Source organism: Methylobacterium sp. P3_A11 (assembly GCF_056403155.1).
This window is the reverse complement of the sequence record NZ_JBFUGA010000042.1, coordinates 1-19171: the sequence shown is the minus strand read 5'-3', so window position 1 is coordinate 19171 and position 19171 is coordinate 1. Positions and strand designations below refer to the sequence as shown.

Genomic DNA, 19171 nt, shown 5'->3' with positions numbered 1-19171 from the left:
GTCGTCCAACGCCTGAGCCAGGTGCACCGCGCAGCGGTTTCGTCGGATAGGCAGCCGCGGTCACTCGCGCGATCGACGCGATCGGAGCCCGCCCTTTGCTCTGGTGCGCAGATCGCCCGGGTGCCGAAGACTGGGAGGCCAGCCGTCCGCGCGGATGCCGCCAGGGGACTGGACAAGATCAGGTTGAACCCGAAAACGGCCGAGATCCAGAACCTGCCCATGCAACCCCTCCGAGACAGCTGACCGGACCCGCGGCCAGGGGCGGCCGGCGCAATCCGTGCTGCGCCGGCCGGTCTCGGAGGTCTTGCGGCGATGATCGGTTCGTCAACGGACGTTCACTGGCCGGACTTGGCCCCGATGGTCGCGCCGGTGGCTTGCGGCGCCGTCTTGTCGGCCATCGCGGGGTTCGCCTTCCGCGGCACGGCCACCGCATCGATCACGTCGAACCGCATTGTGTCCTGGGCCGACTTCAAGGCCGCGTTGGCTTCGTAATACTTGCCCTGTCCGATCAGCGTCGCCGCCTGATCCACGTCGTCGATCGTCTTGTCGAGCGGCAGGACCGCCATGGTGAAGTTGACGTCGACATCGGCGAGCTTGAGCTTCTCGAGGGCGCCCTTCTGGTCGCCCTGGGCAAGATTCTTGTTCGCCTCGGTGACAGCGGAGGCCTTGGCGGGCGTGGCCACGAAATCGTCGCCCAAGGTCAGCTGTGCGTCGACCGGCACCCAGGCGACCTGCTCCTTGGAGGCCGGCTTGGCATCGGCCTTGGTCGCCTGCGGGGCAGCCTTGCCTGCCATATCGCCGGGTGTCTTGAGGTCGGCTTCGGCCTTCGTGAAAACCGCGTCGTCGGTCTTGGCCTTCGCCAAAGCCGCCTGCGCCTTGGCAATCAGGTCCTTGGCCTGGGCTGGATTGGCCTCGAAGATCGCGAGGCGGGTGAGTTGAAGATCCCTGAAGCCCTGGGCTCCGTCCTGCGAGAGTTTGCCGACATCTTTGCTGATCGCGGTCTGGCTCACCGGCGCTGTCCCGACATGCGACGGGGTCGTCTGTTCGGCCGCGTAGGCGCTTCCACCAAGGATTGTGGTGAGTATGAGGGCGGCAGCCATAGATTTCCGATGGATCATCATCTGATCTCCCTCCAATATCGGATGCAAGGCGTTCATCTGCACTCGCCTTGTTCATTCCGTATTCAGATAATAGACATTTGATGATCTGGTCGCATGTCCGCTCCATTAAAAATCGGCAATGCCGTGATGCCGGTTGCTGGCAAGCGCGGTGCCGTCGTGACGACCGATCCGACGCCTCAGGGCCTGCCCTGCGACGGCCGCGGACGACGTCCTGCAGCCTCGCGCGAACCGATCACCCTTTGTTGAAAAGTCGACGCAAGCCGGTGTAAACGCTGCTGAGTAATCCAAGTAGCCGGAGCGCGCGCGCCGATTGCGCGTGTCCCGGATCGTGTCACGGATCCGCTATTGGAGACGGACGGTGTCACACTCCCTGGTGGACCGGGACGTGCTCGACGAACTCACCGCCGTGATCGGCAAGGAGAAGCTCGTCCGTATCTTGGACCGGTTCGTCATCGGCCTCGCCACGGCCTTCGAAGGGCCGGATCGCCCCAATGACGATTACGGCCGTGAGGCCCACACGATGGTCTCGATGGCCGGCATGCTCGGCTGTGCCGAACTGTCCAGGGCCTGTCGCGACCTGGAAGCGTCCGCCATGGCCGGTGACGAACTGACGGGCTCCCTCGTTCACCTCAGAAGCCTGCGCGACAGGACGGTCGCTGCCCTGCGGGATCTGCAGGCGCAGAAACGGCTCAGCGCGTAGCACCGACCTGCCGATCCCGATCAGGCGACCGTCACGGCGTCCAGGGGCGCCTCGAAGATCAGCACCGCGCCCTCGCGCGGGTAAGTCAGGTGCGCGGTCCCGCCGAAGCTGTGGGCGAGGCTGCGGGCGATAAGGCGGGTGCCGAATCCCGTGCGGGTCGGAGGCGACACGGGCGGGCCGCCGCTTTCCTCCCAGCGGAACCGGAGCTTCGGCACACCCTCCGCGTCCGCCACGTTCCAGGTGATGCAGACCCAGCCGGCGGCCACCGAGAGTGCGCCGTACTTGGCCGCGTTGGTGCCGAGTTCGTGCAGCATGAGCGCCAGGGTCATGCCGTGCCGCGGACCCAGCGTCAGGTCGGGGCCGGCGATGCGGAAGCGGCCGGCGACGCCGTCGCCGTGGAGAGACACGGCCCCCTCCACCAGACCCGTCAGGGAAGCTCGGGCGAAGGAGCCCTGCAGGAGCACGTCGTGGGCCTTGGCGAGGGCCAGCAGCCGCGCCGCCAGTGCCTCGCCGGCCGCTTCCAGCGACGGCGCATTGCGCATGGTCTGCGCCGCGACGGCCTGGACCATGGCCATCGTGTTTTTCATCCGATGGGCGAGTTCCTGCATGAGCAGCGTCTGGCGCGCCTCGGTCAGCTTCAGCTCGGTGATGTCGCGCGACACGGCCAGAATCCGCTCGGGCCGGTCCGGCGCCGCTCCGATCGGCGTGACGGCCACGTCCCACCACCGGATCACGCCGCCGGTCTCCGTCTGGGCCTGGAAACGGCTCGGCCGTCCGGCCCGCGCCCGGTCGAGGGCTGCCGCCGCGGCCTCCCGGTCCTCGGCGCGCGTCCAGGCCTCGATCCAGGGCCGGCCGATCGCCTCGGCCGCGTCCTCGGCAGCGGACAGGGCCGGACCGTCCTCGCTGGCGGTGATCAGGTACCCCTCGCGGTCGAGCAGTTCCAGGTAATCGTTGAGGACCTGCGGCGGCCCGGACGGGCGTCCGCCACCGGCGCCGCGCGATCGCGCCTCGGCGACGTGGCCGGCATCGCATCCATGCGGCGGTTCGCGGGGCGCCTCGACGCGGTCGGCGGCCAGGCGTCCAGCCTCCACACGGCTGGCGGCTTCGATGAGGCGGCCGAGCCGTTGGCTGCGCTGCCGCTCCCGGTCAGCCTGCGAAGTCGCCTGCGTGAGCAAGCCGCGCAGGCGGCGATTCTCCGCTTCGAGCATATCGACGCGGCGCTCCGCCCCGTCGGTCCGCGGCCATACGATGCCCGCTCCCATCGCCCGCCCCCCTCGTCGTCCCGGCGAGGCGCCTGTGCGTGCGCCGCCGGAGGTCCACCGATCGCGAGGCGCGGCGATGCAACATCGGAGGCGGGAAGCACCGGCGGTTCGAGCCGCTTCTTGTGCCGGAATCCCGCCCGCTGCCGAGCGAATCGTTGGATGTGTCAGGCTAGCATGACGGGCCGGATAATCAATCGCGCCGGGTATTTTGATTCGGCTGATGACTGATTTTTTCGCCTTGTGCGGGTGCGAAGACAGCTACTTGTTTCGCATCAGCAGCACCAGCCAGCCGATCCCGAGGATGAAGATAATCAATCCAATTGAGACGAAGACCGGCGTGCCGAGATCGATGAGGCGGGGCGCGAGCTGAGTCGCGAAGGCCGCCACCACCAGGGCTACGGCGACACGGGCGGCGGCGCGCTCGATGCCGCGGGTGACCTTGTCGAGGCCCTTCACCTCGATCTCGACGGTGACGCGGCCCTGCTTCAACCGCACCAGCATCAGGTGGATCAGGGTCGGCAGCTCGGACGCCGCGCCGTAGAGGCCGACGCCCAGCGCCTCGGCCTTCTGCTTGAGGGCCGAGAGCGAGAACTGCGTCTGCATGCTCGCCCGCACCGTGGGGCCGGCCGCCGCGAACAGGTCGAAGTTCGGGTCGAGGTGGCGCATCACGCCGTCGGCGGTCACCAGCCCCTTGAACAGGATGGCGAGATCGGTGGGCATGGCGAGGTCGTTCTCGCGGGCCATGTTCATGAAGTCGGTGAGCACGAGCCCGAGGTTCAGCGGGATCGAGGAGTGGCTCTCCACGAAGGACTGGGCCGAAACCTGGAGGCGGGTGAGATCCGGATTGCTGGTGCCGGTCCAGTCGAGGAGCACGGCCATGAGGCCGTCCGCGTCCTGCTTGAGCATGGCACCGATCAGCACGAGGAGCTGCGAGCGCCGCCGCTGCGACAACCGCCCGATGATGCCGAAATCGATGAAGCCGATCTTGTTGCCCGGCATCGCCAGCATGTTGCCGGGATGCGGATCGGCGTGGAACACGCCCTCGATCAGGGCCATCTGAAGGAAGGCGTCGGTGCCCTTCTGGGCAAGCAGCTTCTTGTCGACGCCGGCGGCGCGCAGGGCCGCCTCGTCGTTGGGCGGGATGCCGTGGATGAAGTCCTGCACCAGCACCCGCTCGGAGCAGTATTCCCAGTGGATCTTCGGAAAGACGATGTCGTCGCGGTCCTCGAAGATCTGAGCGAGCAGCTCGCAGTTGCGCGCCTCGTTCAGCAGGTCGAGTTCGCCGTTCAGGCCCTCCGCGAGGTGGCGCATCTGCTCCCGCGGCTGATAGCGGGCCATGTCGGGCCACTCGTTCTCGACGATGCGGGCGCCGTGCGCCATCAGGCGCAAGTCCGCCTCGATGATCTTGCGCAGGTTCGGCCGCAGGACCTTGACGATCACGTCCTCGCCGGAATGCAGGCGCGCCCGGTAGACCTGGGCGATCGACGCCGAGGCGATCGGGTTCGTGTCGAACTCGGCGAAGATTTCCTGGGGCGGGGCGCCGAGATCGAGTTCGAGCTGCGGCCCGATCTGTGCCCACGATACCGGCACGACCTGGCTGTGGAGCTTCTGCAGCTCCTCGGTCCAGGCCGGCGACAGCAGGTCCGGCCGGCTCGCCAGGACCTGCCCGAACTTGATGAAGGTCGGGCCCAAGGCCTCGATCGCCCGGCGCAGCCGCTCGGGCTCGGACAGGCGGGTCACGTCGACCCGAGGCTGGCGCCGCGGCAGCAGTGGCAGGTAGCGCAGGCCGAGCCGGTCCACGACGCGGGTGACGCCGAAGCCGATCAGGATCGTCGCGATCTCCGACAGCCTCTGACGGTCGCGGGCGGCAACGAAGGCTGTCTTCAGCATGGAGGGCGCGATCCGTTCGGACGGGAATAGTCGCCCGGACAGCACGAGCATAAGGACTTTTTTGCGGTCGCGAAGCCCCGGTCAACCGTGTGGGGGCGCCGTCGGCGTCGCGGGCGGCCCGCGGAAGTCGGGTGTCGCCGCGCCCTGGATCGCTTCACGGCGCTCGCGCCGCCGCCGCCGGATCTCGCCCTCTCAGCGCGCCCGACGTGTCAGAAGGCCGGCTCCAGCCCGCTCGCGCGATATGCCGCTGCGGCTTCCGGCGTCGTCAGCCCGGCGAGGAACCGGGCGGCCCCATCGCGGTCGGTCGCGCCGCGCAGGATCGCGGCCGAGAAGGTCGTCACCTCCTGCACCGGATCCGGGAAAGCCCCGACCACCTCGATCCCCGGCACCACCATCAGCTCGCTGATCTGCTGGACCGCGAGGTCAGCTTCGCCGGAGACGAGCTTCTCGGCGGTGAAGCCCTGCGGGATGATGGTCGCCCGGGCGTTGACCACCTCGGCGAGCCCCAGCCGCGGCAGCAGGCCGGCGAAATAGATGCCGCTGGCGCCCGCGCGGGAATAGGCCACCGAGCGCGCCTCCGTGAGGGTGCGCTTCAGCGCCTCGACAGAAGAAATGTCCGGATGGGGCGCCCCGGCCTTCACGGCGATCCCGTAGCGGGAGCGGACGGCGTCGATCCGGGTCTCCGGTTCGACCCGGCTTTCGGCGACCAGCCGGTCCATGGCGTCCGAGAGGACGAGGACGGCGTCGGCGGCCTCGCCCCCGGCGAGCGCCTTCATGATCACGGTGGTGGGCGCCCAGTGAATCGCCGCCCGGTCACCTGCGGCCTCGAAGGCCGGGATGACATGCGCGTCGAAGGCCCCGCGCACCACCAGGGCGCATTTCAACCGCGTCGCGTTCTGCCTGTCTGCCATGGTGTGTCCGATCATCCTGCTTGAGGGCGTGGTCGCCCGGCGATCCGGTGAGCGTGGTGTCCCCGCCTGCAGCCTTCATCGTTGAGAGCGAGGCGGGCGTGCGCCGCCACGGGTACCGGGGCCACGCGCACCGCGATTGCCCCGCTCCGCCGGCCAGGACGGCGCCGCGGTCGCAGGCGCTCCCTCAGGTCGCCGACCGCATCCAGCCGAGCCCCGCCTCGGTGCCCGAAGCGGGGTGATACTCGCAGCCGACGAAACCGGCATAGCCGACCGCCTCCAGCGCTTGGAAGATCGGATCGAAGGCGATCGTGCCGGTCCCGGGCTCGTGCCGCCCCGGATCGTCGGCGATCTGCACATGAGCGATGAGGGCCGCGTGCGCCCGGATCAGCGCCGCCGGGTCGTGCCCCAGGCAGACGCAGTGATAGGCGTCGAACAGGAGCTTGACGTTGTCGCGACCGATCGCGCGGATCGCCTCCACCGCCACCAGCGGGTCGTCGATCACGTAGTTGGCGATCGAGCCCGGTCCGATCGGCTCGACGATCACCGTCATCCCCCGTGCTCGCGCGGCGTCGGCCGCGAAGGCGAGGTTCTCGAGATAGGTCTCCCAGAGGCGCGCCCGTTCGACGCCGGCTGGCCGGACTCCCGCCATCGGGTGGACCATCCGGCAGCCGAGCTGCGCCACGTAGTCGAGGGTCGGCTCGATGGTCGAGCGGTAATGATCGACCTTGTCGGGGAGCGCCGCGAAACCTTTCTCGCCCTTGCTCGCGTCACCGGCGGGAAAACCGGTCTGGATCAGGGGCACGCCCGCCCCCTCGAGCCAGGCCGCCACCTCCCGGGCCGGAGTCGCGAACAGGTTCGGATGTTCGACCGCGCGGAAGCCCGCCCGCGCGGCGGCCGCGAAGCGCTCCGCGAGCGGCAACTCCGTGAACAGGAAGCCGCAATGGCCGCTGAGGCGGTCCTTTAAGGCACCGAGCTTCATGGTTCAGGCGCTCCTGCCGGTCTCGATCATCGCGCGCATCCGGTCCACCGCCGCGTGGGGGGCGGTCAGGACCGGAACGTTCACAACCCTGCGCACCGCCTCGGCGGCCCGGGACGTGGAGAAATGCGCCAGCATGATCGCGTCGCAATCGGCGAGGTCCGGAGCCCGCTCGGCGATCAGCCGGTTGTGGGTTTCGGTGTCGCCGGCGCGCAGGCGCACCATGGCGTCGTCCACCAGGATCGTCCGCAGGGTGGCCGAGCCCCCGGCCTGACCCACGAATTCCTCGAACTCGTCGGTCATCGTGCCGATGGACGGCCCGAAGGTCGCCAGCATGCCGATCCGCTCGCCCTGCGCGATCGCGGCCCGGAACATCGCCTCGTTGGGCTTGAGCACCGGGACCGGCAGGGTCTCGATCAGCCGGTCGATGGCCGGTCCGAAGGCCGAGCAGGTGATCAGGATGCCGTCGGCGCCCATGTCGTGGCCGTAGCGGCCGAACCGCACGAAGCGCTCGATCATGCCCTCCGAGATCGCGCCGGGCTCCTTCGCCCGGTCGAGCGACAGGCCGTCGTCGAGGAGGTTGACCGTCTCGGCCTCCGGCCAGCGCTCCGTGAACGCGGCCTGGATCGGCGCCATCGCGACCGGCGTCGCGTGCAGGAGAACGATGCGGGGGGCCATGCTGCGTCTCGGGTTCTGCGGGCACCGGCCTGGGCCGGAACGCGGGTCCTCAGCTTGTAAGCGATTTCAAACAGGGGGCAAGATAGCGCAACTTCGCCTCCGGCGATCTAGCGCGGGGGCGGCGCGGTGCTGGCGCGGAGGATCAACTCGGCGTCGATCTCGGTGAGGCGCACCATCGGCTTGCCCTGGATCCGGGCGATCAGGTGGTCGCCTGCGGCGTGGCCGATCTCGGCGGAATGGATGCGGATCGTCGTCAGCGGCGGGTCCAGGAAGGGCGCGAAGTCGGAATCGTTGTGGCCGATCACCGACAGATCGCGGGGGACAGACAGGCCGCGGGCTCGAGCCTCGATCATGGCGCCGAAGGCGATCTGGTCGGTGCCGCAGATGATCGCGGTCGGCGGCGGGCCGCCGGCCAGCATCTGGCGAAAGCCGTCGCGGCCGCCGCCGATCCCGTAGGAGATCTCGATGTCGTGCTCGGGCGCGAGCACCAGACCTCGGGCTGCGAGCGCCTGCGCGATGCCCGTCACCCGCGCGCCGCCGCGGTCGTTGTCCTTGCGCAGGCCGGAGATCACGCCGATCCGGCGGTGGCCGAGATCCATCAGGTAATTGGCCGCCCGGGCCGCCGAGGCGGCGTTGTCGAACCCGACGCAGGGGCGTTCCCGCGACAGGCTGAAGGTCTGCACCATCGGGATGCCGGTCCGGGCGATCCGGGCGTGCAGGTCCGGGTGATGGATGTCGCCGACCAGCATCAGCCCGTCGACGCCGCGCTCCAGCAGGAAGGTCGCTTCCCGCAGTTCGTCCTCGATGTTGTAGCCGGCATTGGCGGCGACCAGCGTGTAGCCCGCCTGCCGCAGCCGGTCCTGGAAGCTCGACAGGACCCGGACGAAGGCCTCGTTCTCGATGTTGGGCACCACCGCGCCCACCGCCATGAACCGGCGGGTCGAGAGCGCCCGGGCGGCGCCGTTCGCGACGAAGCCGAGGTCCTGGGCGGCGCGCATCACCGCCTCGCGCTTGTCCGCCCGGACACCGGCCGAACCGTTGAGCACCCGGGAGACCGTGGCCGTCGAGACCCCGGCGCGGCGGGCGACGTCGCGCGCTACGGGACTTCGCGGCGCGGCGTCGAGAATCTCACCCGGCAGGTCCAGCACGCAAAGTTCTCCTGACCGATCCGGATGCGCAGCGGGCGGGTCTCAGCGTGCGCCTCCACCCGGACGGCCGGCCGGATCCGGAAGTATATTGACACTCCTGGGGCGGCCTGGCTATCTGAAAGCGCTTTCAAAAAACGTGTCCGGGATGGTTGCCAACGCCCCGGACGATCCTCGGGGAGACGCGGATGGCGACGCTCGACCGGCCGGCCTCCGTCGCGGGAGCACCGGAGCGCGCGGCGCCGACGGTGGGCGGAGCCGACGCGAGTGCGGCCGGCATCGCGGCCCCGCAGGCGCTCGTTACCAGCCTGAAGCGCAGCGACGCGGTCACGCCCTATCGGTTCCGCGACCTGCTGGCGCTGGACGATTTCGAGCGCCACGCGCGCAAGCTCCTGCCGCCGATGATCTTCCAGTACGTGTCCGGCGGGGTGGAGACCGGTTCCGCCCTGGCGCAGAGCCGCGGCGCCTATGCCGACTACGCCCTCGTGCCGCGGCTGATGCGCGACACCTCGGCCCGGGACACCGCCACCACGCTGTTCGGCCAGACCTACGCGGCGCCCTTCGGAATCGGACCCCTTGGCGGGGCCGCCTTCATCGCCTACCGGGGCGACATCGTGCTCGCCGAGGCGGCGCGACGGATGAATCTGCCGATGTGCCTGAGCGCCTCCTCGCTGATCAAGCTGGAGGACGTGCACGCCCGGAACCCGCAGGCCTGGTTCCAGGGCTACCTGCCGGGCGACCAGAACCGGATCGACCGCCTGCTCGACCGGGTCGAGGCCGCCGGCTACCGGACCTTCGTGGTCACCGCCGACACGCCGACGCTGGGCAACCGCGAGCACAACATCCGCAGCGGCTTCTCCATGCCGATCAAGGTCACACCCAAGGTGGCATGGCAGAGCGCGACCCACCCGCGCTGGCTGCTGGGGACCGTCGCCCGGACCTTCCTCAAGCACGGCGCGCCGCATTTCGAGAACACGGAGGCCGAGCGCGGGCCGCCGATGATGTCCCAGGGCGCGGTACGCAACACCATCGCCCGCGACCAGCTCTCGTGGAAGAACCTGGAGGCGATCCGCAAGCGCTGGTCCGGCAACCTGCTGGTGAAGGGGCTGCTGTCTCCGGAGGATGTCGAGATCGCCCGGGAGTGCGGCGCCGACGGCGTGATCCTCTCGACCCATGGCGGCCGCCAGCTCGACTACGCCATCGCGCCGCTGGACGTTCTTCCGGAGATCGCCGCCCGGAAGGGCGGCCTGAAGATCATTGTCGACAGCGGCATCCGGCGGGGAACCGACGTGATGAAGGCGCTGGCGCTCGGCGCCGACTTCGTCCTGCTCGGCCGGCCGTTCATGTTTGCCGCCGCGCTCGGCGGCGTGGCGGGCGTCGAGCACGCGATGCGGATCCTCAAAGAGGAATTGAACCGCGACATGGCGCTGATCGGCGTCAACCGCCTGTCCGAACTCAACCCCGATTTCCTCCGTCGCGTCCCGCGGCGGGGCTGAACCGGACACGCCGCATGACCGACGCAGCCCTCCGCCCTCTCGGCCTCGCCTTTGTCGGTTGCTTCACAACGGAGCGGCGCAAGGCCCGCGGCCGGGGCATCGACGTCTACCGAACCCACGGGGGCCTGGAGGCCTGGACGCATCTCGGCGGGGTGGAGGGGCTGACGAACCCGTCCTTCCTGGTCGCCGACCCCCGGCGCGCCGTGGTCTACACGGTCCAGGGCGATGGCGAGGCGGCCAGCGCCTTCGCGGTGGCGGACGACGGTACCCTGCGCGCCCTCGGGAGCGCGGCGACCGGCGGCACCAACAGCGTCCATCAGGCCCTCGATCCGAGCGGGCGCTTCCTCATCGTCGCCAACTACGCCACCGGCTCTGTCGCACTGCTGCCGGTGCGCCCCGATGGCGGCCTGGAGCCCGCCTGCCACGTCTTGTCGCTGCCCGGCGAGCCCGGCCCGCACCGGACCGAGCAGGCCTGTGCCCACCCGCATCACGTGGTCATGGCACCGGACGGGCGCCACGTACTCGTGCCCGACAAGGGACTCGACCGGGTCTTCGTCCTGCGGCTGGACGGCGATCACCTCGCGGTGGCCTCGGAGACGGCGATGCGGCCGGGTGCCGGGCCGCGCCACATCGCGTTCCATCCGAACGCGCCCCTCGCCTTCCTGGTCAACGAACTGGACTCGAGCGTCGCCACCTGCCGTTGGGATGCGGAAACCGGCACGCTGACGCCCCTGCACCTCGCCCCGACCCTACCTCCGGACTTCTTCGGCGCCAGCACCGCCGCAGCCATCGCGGTCACGCGGGACGGCCGGTTCGTCTACACGTCGAACCGCGGCCAGGACGGGATCGCGCGCTTCCAGGTGGACGTCGCCGGGCGGCTCGATCCCCTCGGCTGGACGTCCTCCGGCGGTCGCGACCCGCGCTTCATGAGTGTGGCGCCGGACGGCGATCACCTGCTCGTCGCCAACGAGCAGGGAGATGGCCTGGTCGAATTCGCCATCGATCCCGCGCGCGGAGACCTCACCCGGACGGGATCACGTCCGAGCCTCAGCCCCTGCACCCTCGCGTTCCTGTGACGAAGGCCTGGAACCTGTCCGCTTTCACGGCGGGGCCGACCCGCCACCCTCCGTCCGACACTCGGGCTGCGATGGTCAGACTTCTCCGGTGGAGTCCGGCGCTGGCGATGGAGCGCGACGGTCCCGGGCAGACAGGCACACGATATGGCGCAGGTCCCGTCTTCCGCACGGGAGAGGGAGGCCGTCGCCGACGCACGCCGTGTGACTTCGATAGCCCGCACGGGAAGCAGTAGTCCCGCCGCCGGCAGCCATCTCTGAAATCGCGCCAGCATATCTCAAAACAACAAGAAAAATCAGAATACCATCGGAAGGAAACGCAATGTTCGTCAAGCGTTACAGGTTCATGATCGCCTTCCTGCTGTTTATAGCCGGGATCATCAACTACATGGACCGCGCCGCGCTCGGCGTCGCCGCCCCCTTCGTCAAGCAAGACCTCAATCTGTCACCCTCCGAACTCGGGGTGATCTTCAGCACGTTCTTCTTCGGCTACGCGATCTTCGCCTTCGTGGGCGGGCAGCTTGCCGACCGCTACGGGCCGCGCAGCGTCTACAGCTGGGCCGCCGCCGCGTGGTCGATCCTGTGCATGCTCACCGGCGCTGTGACCGGCTTCGCCCAGATGTTCATCGTCCGCGCCCTGTTCGGCTTCGCCGAGGGACCGATGAACTCGACCACGAACCGCACCATCACCACGTGGTTCCCCCGCGAGGAGACCGCCCGGACCATCGGCTTCACCTTCTCGGGCCAGACGGTGGGCAGCGCCGTCGCCGCGCCCGTGGTCGGATTGCTGGCGATCCAGTACGGCTGGCGGGTGGCGTTCGTGGCCATCGGCGCCGTCGGCCTCCTCTGGGTCGTCGCCTGGCGCATGCTCATGACCGACCGGCCGCAGGACAATCCCCGGGTCGACCCGGAGGAGATCGCCCTCGTAGAGCGCAGCCGGGCTGTCACGCACCTCGCGCCCTCGGACCATGCCCGCTCCCTGAAGGAATACCTGGTCCTTCCGAGCACCCTGTCGCTCGGCCTCGGCATGTTCGCGGTGAACTACACGCTCTACATTTTCCTCTCGTGGCTCCCGAGCTACCTCACCGACGCCCTGCACATGCCGGTGAAGGAGATGGCGCTGGTCGCCTCGATCCCCTGGGCCTGCGGCTTCGTCGGCTATGTCGGCGGGGGCGTGGTGGCCGATTTCGTCTACACGCGCATGGGCGACAAGCTGGCCGCCCGGAAGATCACCACGATCGTGCCCCTCGCCATCGCGGGCGTCGCCCTGATCGCGGTCAACGCCGCGACCAGCACCGCCATGGCGGTGTCGCTCATCGCGCTCGCTGTGCTGATGCTGACGAGTTCCGTGCAATCCTGCTGGGCGACGATCCACGAACTGGTGCCCGAGGCACGGGTCGGCGGGGTCAGCGGCTTCATCCACCTCCTGAGCAACATCTCGGGGATCATCGGGCCGACCGCCACGGGCTTGGCGGTGCAGTATCTCGGAGGCTACGCCAGCGCCTTCGTGATCGCCGCGCTGATCGCGGCGGCCGGCGTCGTCGCCATGGCGATCTTCGTCCGGCGGCCGCGTACCCCGGCGCAGGCCGGCCCCCTGGCCGCRGCCAAGGCCATCTGACCCAGGAGCAGCACCCATGAGCGCCGAGACCGTCCCGCAGAAACCCGTCCTCCTGACCGGCGCCTCCGGCGCCCTTGGGCGCATCCTGAGCCGGGCGCTCGCCGCGCAGGGCTGGACGCTCCGGCTCACCGACCGCGTGCCCTTCCCAGACCCGCTGCCCGAGGGCGCACGCTTCCAGGCCGCCGACCTGGAGGACGGGCCGGCGATCCTGCGGCTGGCGGAGGGCTGCGGCACGATCCTCCATTTCGGCGGGATCTCGGTGGAGCATCCGTTCGAGACGGTGATCGGCCCCAACATCCGCGGCCTCTACCACGCCTACGAGGCGGCCCGCCGCGAAGGGGCGCGGATGGTCTTCGCCTCCTCGAACCACGCCATCGGGTTCCACGAACGGTCCGAGGTGCTGGACGACGACTGCGCCCTGGCGCCGGACGGCTATTACGGCCTGTCCAAGGCCTACGGCGAGCTGATGGGCGGACTCTACCGCGACAAGCACGGGGTCGAGAGCGTCTTCCTGCGCATCGGCTCCTGCTTCCCGGAGCCCACCGACGCGCGGATGCTGGCCACGTGGCTGTCCTACGCCGACCTGACCCGGCTGATCACCCGCGCCACCCTGGCGCCGACCCTTGGGCCGAAGGGCTCGGTGGTGATCTGGGGCGCCTCGAACAACAGCCGCATGACGTGGTGGCGGCAGGACGGGCGGGCCGTGATCGGCTGGGCACCGCAGGACAGCGCCGATGCCTACGCACCGGCCCTGGAGGGTAAGACAAGCGGCAACCCGGTGGTGGAGCGCCATCAAGGCGGCGGGTTCACCGCGATCGACTATTCGCGCCGCGAACCGCCCGCGCGGTGAAACGCGCAGGGTCATTCGACCCGACTGGTCCCGCCCGCGACCTCATCCCGGAGCGCGGACGCGCGGCGGCCGCCGCGACCGAGGTCTCCTGGGATCGCAGCGGTATCTGAATGCCTCCGGGACTGCTGAGCAGCACCTCAGGATGAGGCGATCCGGGCCGATCGCTGGAGGCGTGTGGACGGCAGCGTCGCGAAGCTCAACCGAACAGCTGCGCCCGGCGCTCCAGCACGGCGGGCCAGACTTCCGGATTGACGAGGCGCGGCGGCCGCTCGCCCTTGAGCAGTCCGATCACCTGCTCGGCCCCCCAGGACGCGACGTTCCGGCGCGCCTCGTGGGTGACGCCGGCGGTGTGGTAGGTCGCCACCACGGTGTCGAGCTTCAGCAGGGCGGAGTCGAGGGGCGGCGGTTCCGGCGACCAGACGTCGAGGCCCGCTCCCGCGAGATGCCCCGATGCCAGCGCCTCGGCGAGTGCCGCCTCGTCGTGGACGCCGCCCCGGGCGGTGGTGATGAACAGCGCGCCCCGCTTCATCGCCGCGAAGGCCTGCGCGTCGAAGCTGCCGCGCGTCGTGTCGTCGAGGGGGCAGTGCAGGGAGACGATGTCGGACCCGGCGAGGAGCTGCGCCCGGCCCACCGGCTCCGCGCCGCGCGCCCGGATCTCGTCGGCCGAGAGCAGGGGATCGTAGGCCAGGACCCGCATGTCGAAGCCCCGTGCGAGCTTGGCGACCGCCCGGCCGGTATGGCCGATCCCCACGAGGCCGAGGGTCGAGCCGCCGATCTCGTGGCCCATCAGCGACTCCCGCGGGAAGCCGCGGGCGGTCCGGAGCAGCCGGTCCGAGACGCAGATCTTGCGCGAGACGGCGAGCATCAGGCCGATCGCGAGTTCCGCCACCGAGCGGGCATTGCCGCCCACCTGGTTGACGACCGCGACGCCCGCCCGCGTGCAGGCGGCGGCGTCGATCGTGTCGAAGCCCGCGCCGCCCGACGAGACGGCCAGCAGGTTCGGGCAGGACGCGAGCAGGTCGTCCGTGACATGCCAGCGACGCGGCAGCTCGTCCCGCGCCGGGGAGACGTGGAAGACGTGAGCCTGCTCGAGCATCGCCTGGAGCGTGCCCTCGGGCCCCTGCAGGTCGCCGACCTGCAGGCCGATGTCGGGCTCGGCCCTCAAGCGCGCGTCGAAGATCGGGTTGATCCAGACGTTGAACCGGCAGACGCGCTTGAGGGCCGCCACGGCCTCAGCCTTTCACCACCGCGTCGATCGCGTCGATGACGTGGTCGATGTTGTGGGTATTGACCGCGGCCACGCAGATGCGGCCGGTCTCCAGGGCGTAGACCTCGTGCTCCTCGCGCAGGCGGGTGGCCTCCGCGGGGCTGAGGCCCGTGTAGGAGAACATGCCCTTCTGCACCTTGATCGCGTCGAAGCCCCGCTCCGGGTGGCGCTGCTGCAGGCTGTCGGCCATCCGCTCGCGCATGGCGCGGATCCGGTCGCGCATCTCGCCGAGTTCCCGCTCCCAGTCGGCGCGCAGCTCCGGATCGGTCAGCACGATCTCGACGATGGCGGCGCCATGGGTATGGGGGTTCGAGTAGCTCGCGCGGACGAGACGCTTCGCGAAGGCCTCCACCTTGGCCTTCGCGGCGGGGTTCTCGGCCACGATGGTGAGCGCGCCGACGCGCTCGCCATAGAGGGAGAACGACTTCGAGAACGACGAGGCGACCAGGAATTCCTGGCCGGATTCGGCGAACAGGCGCACCGGCTCGGCATCGGCGTCGAGGCCGTTGCCGAAGCCCTGATAGGCGATGTCGAGGAACGGGATCAGGCCGCGCTCGGCCATCAGGGGCACGAGGTCGCGCCACTCGTCGAGGGTGAGATCCGCGCCGGTCGGGTTGTGGCAGCAGGCGTGCAGCACCACGATCGAGCCCTTCGGCAGATCCTGGAGATAGGCCTTCATGGCCGAATAGTCGGCGCTGCCGGTCTCGGCCGAGAAATAGGGATAGTCGACGACCGTGAAGCCGGCTTGGCTGAACAGCGCCTTGTGGTTCTCCCAGCTCGGATTGCTCACCGCGACCTTGGCGTTCGGATAGAGCTTGGCGAGCACGTCCGCGCCGGTCTTCAGGGCGCCGGTGCCGCCGATGCTCTGGAGCGTCGCGACCCGGTTCTGCGACAGGATCGGGGCGCCCTTCCCGAACAGCAGTTCCTGGACCGCGTCGCGGAACGGCTTCGTGCCCTCGATCGGCCGGTAGGTCTTGGGCAGGCCCTTCTCGATCCAGCGCTTCTCGGCGGTCTGCACGGCGCGCAGGCGCGGCACCTTGCCGTCGGCATCCGTGTACACGCCGACCACGAGGTTGAGCTTCTTCGGGCTCGGATCGGCGTTGAAGGCCTCGAACAGGCGCATGATCGGATCGAGCGGCGCGTCCTGGATGCCGGCGAACAGCGAGGTCATGATCGTCAATCGTCCCAGAGGGTCTTCGGCGGCGACGCGCGTGGGCGCCCCGTCATGCCCGGCAACGGGCCGGGCCGGAGCCCCTTATTCCGCACATCGCGCCGGCCCGCCAGCGCTTCGGCGCGCATCAGCATCGCAATCCGCTCAACGATCCTTCCTCGCCTCCTGCGCCGCTCTTCCGAAGGGCGGCCCATCGGCCATAGAGTGCCGCCATGATGCGTCGCCTCGCCCCGATCCTCGCCGGCCTCCTGGCCGCCACCCCGGCCGCCGCGCAGGCGCCGGTCCGGATCGGCCTGTCGGCTCCGCTGACGGGGCCGGACGCGGCCTTCGGCCAGGGGCTCCGCCAGGGCGCCGAGCAGGCGGTGGCCGATCTGAACCGGGCCGCCGGAGGGCGCCCGCGCTGGGTGCTGATCCCCGCCGACGATGGCGGCGAGGGACGGCAGGCCGTTGCCGTCGCGCGCAAATTCACCGCCGACGGGGTGCGCCTCGTGGTCGGGCCTCTCGAATCCGGCGCGGTCGCCGCCGCGGCCCCGGCCTACGAGGAGGCCGGGGCCGTGATGGTGGCGCCCGGCGCGACCTACACGCCGCTCACCGGCCGCGGCCTGTGGAACCTGTTCCGGCTGGGCGCGAGCGACGCGCAGCAGGGGCGGGCGGCCGGAGCCTATCTCGCGCGGACCTTCGCCGGGCGCCGCGTCGGCATCGTCAACGACCGCTCGACCTTCGGCCGCGGTCTCGCCGACGCGGTGGCGACGCGGCTGAAGGAGGCGGGCACGCCGGAGGTGCTGTTCGACAGCTTCGCCCGGGGCAGCCGCGATCCCGCGGACGTCGTCGCCCGGCTGAAGGCGGCGCGGATCGAGGTTGTGTATTTCGGCGGCCTCGCGCTCGAGGCGGCCGCGCTCCTCCGCGCGATGCGGGACGCCGGGCTCGGCGGGACGCTGGTGGCGAGCGACGGCATCCTGGATCCGGGCTTCGCCGCCGCGGCGGTCGGGGACGGGGAGGGGACCGTGATGACGCTGGTCCCCGACCCGCCGCGCCTGCCCGAACCGCGCGCTGGCCGGTCGACGCCGCGCGGCCCGGAGGCGGAGAGCGTTGCAGCGGGAGCCTACGCGGCCGTCGAGCTGCTGGCGCAGGCCGTCGAGCACGCCCGCGCGGCCGACCCGAAGACCGGCCGGATCGCCGACGGCCGACGGGTGGCCGAGGCCCTACGGGCCGGCAAGATCCGGACGCTTCTCGGCCCGGTCGGCTTCGATGCCCGGGGCGACCGGTCCGGAACGCCGATCGCCCTGCGGATCTGGCGCCGGACACCGGATGGGCGCCTCGACTATGCCGGCAATGATGCGGAGCCTTGACCGGCGGCGATTCATGTCGATGACGGAACTGGTTCAGCCGCCGTGACTTGCCGCCGGTTCCCCGGGCGACTACATGCGGGCTGTGCTGCTGAGCTGGCGCGGGCGATCCGTCGGATCGGATCCGCGCCCTGCGGCGTTTCCCGAGCTCGATGACAGCCGAACACGCATTGCCGGAACGCCTGCTGCCGGACGGTCCGACTGGAGAAGGTGCATGGCGAAAGAAGAATTGATGCAGTTCGACGGTCTCGTGATCGAGATCCTGCCGGATGCGCGCTACCGCGTGCAGCTCGACCAGGGCCACGAGATCGTGGCCTACACGGCCGGCAAGATGAAGAAGAACCGCATCAAGACGCTGGCGGGTGACCGGGTGACGGTCGAGATGTCGCCCTACGACCTGGAGAAGGGGCGTCTGGTGTTCCGCCACAAGGACGAGCGCTCCTCCGGACCGCGTCCGCCCGTGCGGGGCGGCCAGTTCCGCCGCCGTTGAGGACCGGGCACGCGGCCCGGGCTCCCGCGGCCGCGTCAGCCTATCTGCTGCTCACCCTCACGGCCTTGCTCTGGGCCGGAAACGCCGTAACCAGTCGCTGGGCGCCGGGCCACGTCTCGCCCCAGGTGATCACGACCCTGCGCTGGGCCGTCGCCTGCGGGGTTCTCATCCCGTTTGCCGGCCGCCGCCTCGTTGCCGCCTGGCCGCAGCTGCGGCCGCACCGGCTGCGCATCCTGCTGATGGGCGGCCTCGGCTACACGGCCTTCAACTGCCTGTTCTATGCGGCCGGCGTCCATACGGGTGCGATCAACCTCGCCCTGTTCCAGGGCGCGATCCCCGTGCTGGTGATCGTTCTGAACCGCCTCGCCTATCGGGTGCCGGTCACGCCGGGCCAGATGCTGGGCGTGGCTCTGACGCTGGTCGGCGCGGGCCTGGCCGCCACGCACGGCGATCTGTCGGTCCTGACGAACCTCGCCTTCAACCGCGGCGACGTCCTCGTCTTCGGGGCCTGCCTGCTCTACGCCGGCTACACCATCTTCCTGCCGACACGCCCCAAGGTGCCGGCGCTGACGTTCTTCTCCGCCATGGCTCTGGCGGCCCTCGTCACCTCCCTGCCGCCGCTGGCCGTCGAATGGGCGACGGGCCACGCGGTCTGGCCCAACCGCGAGGGGTGGGTGATGGTGGCGTTCGTCGGCCTCGGCCCGTCGCTGCTGGCGCAGCTCTTCTTCATGCGTGGCGTCGAGCTGATCGGCCCGAACCGCGCCGGCCTGTTCGTCAACCTCGTGCCGATCTTCGGCGCGATCCTCGCCGTCCTGTTGGTCGGCGAGCCGTTCGGGGCGACGGAAGCGGTCGCCCTGGCTCTGGTGCTCGGCGGGATCGCCTGCGCCGAGCGCCTGAAACCGGCCCTCGCCGCCGAGGCGACCCCGGAGGCCGCCTACTCGCAGACGCGGACGCGGCGGACGTAGACGTCGCCGTAGGGATCGACGGTCCGGCGGCGCTCGAAATGGCAGACCGGGCCGTAATCCTCCTCGACGTAGACCGGCGGCGGGGCGCGGTAGACCGGACGGCCCGGGTAGTAGCCGTTGTTAGACGACGCGATGGCGCCGCCGACCGCGAGGCCGCCGAGAACGCCGAGCGCGGCCGCGCCGCCGGCGCCGATCCCGTCGCGCGCCTGCGC

General features: G+C 70.2%; 18 protein-coding genes. 8 read left to right on the top strand and 10 right to left on the bottom strand.

Annotated features, from left to right (window positions below; all coding sequences use genetic code 11):
- Positions 1-335: 335 nt before the first annotated feature.
- A complete protein-coding gene (locus AC1DXK_RS14720; protein ID WP_457104540.1) occupies positions 336-1010 on the bottom strand; it encodes a YfdX family protein in 675 nt (224 codons plus the stop codon).
- A gap of 469 nt (positions 1011-1479) precedes the next feature.
- Here AC1DXK_RS14720 and AC1DXK_RS14715 point away from each other — a divergent pair, with 469 nt between their 5' ends.
- Positions 1480-1821 carry an Hpt domain-containing protein gene (locus AC1DXK_RS14715; RefSeq protein WP_457104539.1) on the top strand — a complete coding sequence of 114 codons (342 nt, stop codon included), beginning with the start codon at positions 1480-1482 and terminating at the stop codon, positions 1819-1821.
- A 20-nt stretch (positions 1822-1841) separates the two neighbouring features.
- Here AC1DXK_RS14715 and AC1DXK_RS14710 read toward each other — a convergent pair whose 3' ends face one another.
- The 6 genes from AC1DXK_RS14710 to AC1DXK_RS14685 form a co-directional block, all read right to left on the bottom strand.
- The gene (locus AC1DXK_RS14710) at positions 1842-3029 is read right to left on the bottom strand and encodes a sensor histidine kinase (protein ID WP_457104538.1); all 1188 of its coding nucleotides are present in this window, start codon (positions 3027-3029) and stop codon (positions 1842-1844) included.
- Between the two features lie 312 nt (positions 3030-3341).
- A complete protein-coding gene (locus AC1DXK_RS14705; protein ID WP_457104537.1) occupies positions 3342-4973 on the bottom strand; it encodes an ABC1 kinase family protein in 1632 nt (543 codons plus the stop codon).
- A 209-nt stretch (positions 4974-5182) separates the two neighbouring features.
- Positions 5183-5884 (bottom strand): substrate-binding domain-containing protein, encoded by a 702-nt coding sequence (locus AC1DXK_RS14700; RefSeq protein ID WP_457104536.1) that lies wholly within the window; start codon positions 5882-5884, stop codon positions 5183-5185.
- 184 nt (positions 5885-6068) lie between these two features.
- Entirely contained in the window at positions 6069-6863 is a 795-nt protein-coding gene (locus tag AC1DXK_RS14695; protein ID WP_457104535.1) for a hydroxypyruvate isomerase family protein, read from the bottom strand.
- A 3-nt stretch (positions 6864-6866) separates the two neighbouring features.
- Complete coding sequence (locus AC1DXK_RS14690) at positions 6867-7538, bottom strand: aspartate/glutamate racemase family protein (RefSeq protein ID WP_457104534.1); 672 nt, start codon at positions 7536-7538, stop codon at positions 6867-6869.
- Positions 7539-7645: 107 nt separating this feature from the next.
- Complete coding sequence (locus AC1DXK_RS14685) at positions 7646-8686, bottom strand: LacI family DNA-binding transcriptional regulator (protein ID WP_457104533.1); 1041 nt, start codon at positions 8684-8686, stop codon at positions 7646-7648.
- 185 nt (positions 8687-8871) lie between these two features.
- Between AC1DXK_RS14685 and AC1DXK_RS14680 the strand changes: the two genes are divergently transcribed.
- The 4 genes from AC1DXK_RS14680 to AC1DXK_RS14665 all read left to right on the top strand — a co-directional run bounded on the left by AC1DXK_RS14680 (position 8872) and on the right by AC1DXK_RS14665 (position 13720).
- A complete protein-coding gene (locus tag AC1DXK_RS14680; RefSeq protein ID WP_457104532.1) occupies positions 8872-10179 on the top strand; it encodes an alpha-hydroxy acid oxidase in 1308 nt (435 codons plus the stop codon).
- Between the two features lie 14 nt (positions 10180-10193).
- On the top strand, positions 10194-11255 hold the full coding sequence (locus AC1DXK_RS14675; RefSeq protein ID WP_457104531.1) for a lactonase family protein: 1062 nt from the start codon (positions 10194-10196) through the stop codon (positions 11253-11255).
- Between the two features lie 319 nt (positions 11256-11574).
- Positions 11575-12870, top strand: coding sequence for an MFS transporter (locus AC1DXK_RS14670; protein WP_457104530.1), 1296 nt, complete (start codon positions 11575-11577; stop codon positions 12868-12870).
- 16 nt (positions 12871-12886) lie between these two features.
- Entirely contained in the window at positions 12887-13720 is an 834-nt protein-coding gene (locus AC1DXK_RS14665) for an NAD-dependent epimerase/dehydratase family protein (RefSeq protein WP_457104529.1), read from the top strand.
- Positions 13721-13916: 196 nt separating this feature from the next.
- On the opposite strand, the gene AC1DXK_RS14660 is transcribed toward AC1DXK_RS14665, so the two are convergent.
- Entirely contained in the window at positions 13917-14948 is a 1032-nt protein-coding gene (locus tag AC1DXK_RS14660; RefSeq protein WP_457104528.1) for a hydroxyacid dehydrogenase, read from the bottom strand.
- A 4-nt stretch (positions 14949-14952) separates the two neighbouring features.
- The gene (locus tag AC1DXK_RS14655; protein ID WP_457104527.1) at positions 14953-16158 is read right to left on the bottom strand and encodes an amino acid aminotransferase; all 1206 of its coding nucleotides are present in this window, start codon (positions 16156-16158) and stop codon (positions 14953-14955) included.
- A gap of 212 nt (positions 16159-16370) precedes the next feature.
- On the opposite strand from AC1DXK_RS14655, the gene AC1DXK_RS14650 reads away from it, so the two are divergent.
- The 3 genes from AC1DXK_RS14650 (at position 16371) to AC1DXK_RS14640 (ending at position 18959) form a co-directional block, all read left to right on the top strand.
- Positions 16371-17507 carry a branched-chain amino acid ABC transporter substrate-binding protein gene (locus AC1DXK_RS14650; protein WP_457104526.1) on the top strand — a complete coding sequence of 379 codons (1137 nt, stop codon included), beginning with the start codon at positions 16371-16373 and terminating at the stop codon, positions 17505-17507.
- Positions 17508-17718: 211 nt separating this feature from the next.
- A complete protein-coding gene (infA, locus tag AC1DXK_RS14645; protein WP_012320343.1) occupies positions 17719-17994 on the top strand; it encodes a translation initiation factor IF-1 in 276 nt (91 codons plus the stop codon).
- The gene (locus AC1DXK_RS14640) at positions 17991-18959 is read left to right on the top strand and encodes a DMT family transporter (protein WP_457104525.1); all 969 of its coding nucleotides are present in this window, start codon (positions 17991-17993) and stop codon (positions 18957-18959) included. Before infA ends, AC1DXK_RS14640 begins: the two co-directional genes overlap by 4 nt.
- Here AC1DXK_RS14640 and AC1DXK_RS14635 read toward each other — a convergent pair.
- Positions 18929-19171: hypothetical protein (locus AC1DXK_RS14635; protein ID WP_477298132.1), on the bottom strand; the 243-nt coding region annotated here is incomplete at its 5' end. The two genes, AC1DXK_RS14640 and AC1DXK_RS14635, sit on opposite strands and share 31 nt — an antisense overlap.

Excerpts from the sequence above, each read along its gene's own strand:
- AC1DXK_RS14665 (WP_457104529.1), top strand. The coding sequence starts at position 12,887 with ATGAGCGCCGAGACCGTCCCGCAGAAACCCGTCCTCCTGACCGGCGCC.
- infA (WP_012320343.1), top strand. The coding sequence starts at position 17,719 with ATGGCGAAAGAAGAATTGATGCAGTTCGACGGTCTCGTGATCGAGATC.
- AC1DXK_RS14700 (WP_457104536.1), bottom strand. The coding sequence starts at position 5,884 with ATGGCAGACAGGCAGAACGCGACGCGGTTGAAATGCGCCCTGGTGGTG.
- AC1DXK_RS14680 (WP_457104532.1), top strand. The coding sequence starts at position 8,872 with ATGGCGACGCTCGACCGGCCGGCCTCCGTCGCGGGAGCACCGGAGCGC.
- AC1DXK_RS14705 (WP_457104537.1), bottom strand. The coding sequence starts at position 4,973 with ATGCTGAAGACAGCCTTCGTTGCCGCCCGCGACCGTCAGAGGCTGTCG.
- AC1DXK_RS14690 (WP_457104534.1), bottom strand. The coding sequence starts at position 7,538 with ATGGCCCCCCGCATCGTTCTCCTGCACGCGACGCCGGTCGCGATGGCG.
- AC1DXK_RS14650 (WP_457104526.1), top strand. The coding sequence starts at position 16,371 with ATGATGCGTCGCCTCGCCCCGATCCTCGCCGGCCTCCTGGCCGCCACC.
- AC1DXK_RS14695 (WP_457104535.1), bottom strand. The coding sequence starts at position 6,863 with ATGAAGCTCGGTGCCTTAAAGGACCGCCTCAGCGGCCATTGCGGCTTC.
- AC1DXK_RS14655 (WP_457104527.1), bottom strand. The coding sequence starts at position 16,158 with ATGACCTCGCTGTTCGCCGGCATCCAGGACGCGCCGCTCGATCCGATC.
- AC1DXK_RS14710 (WP_457104538.1), bottom strand. The coding sequence starts at position 3,029 with ATGCTCGAAGCGGAGAATCGCCGCCTGCGCGGCTTGCTCACGCAGGCG.
- AC1DXK_RS14675 (WP_457104531.1), top strand. The coding sequence starts at position 10,194 with ATGACCGACGCAGCCCTCCGCCCTCTCGGCCTCGCCTTTGTCGGTTGC.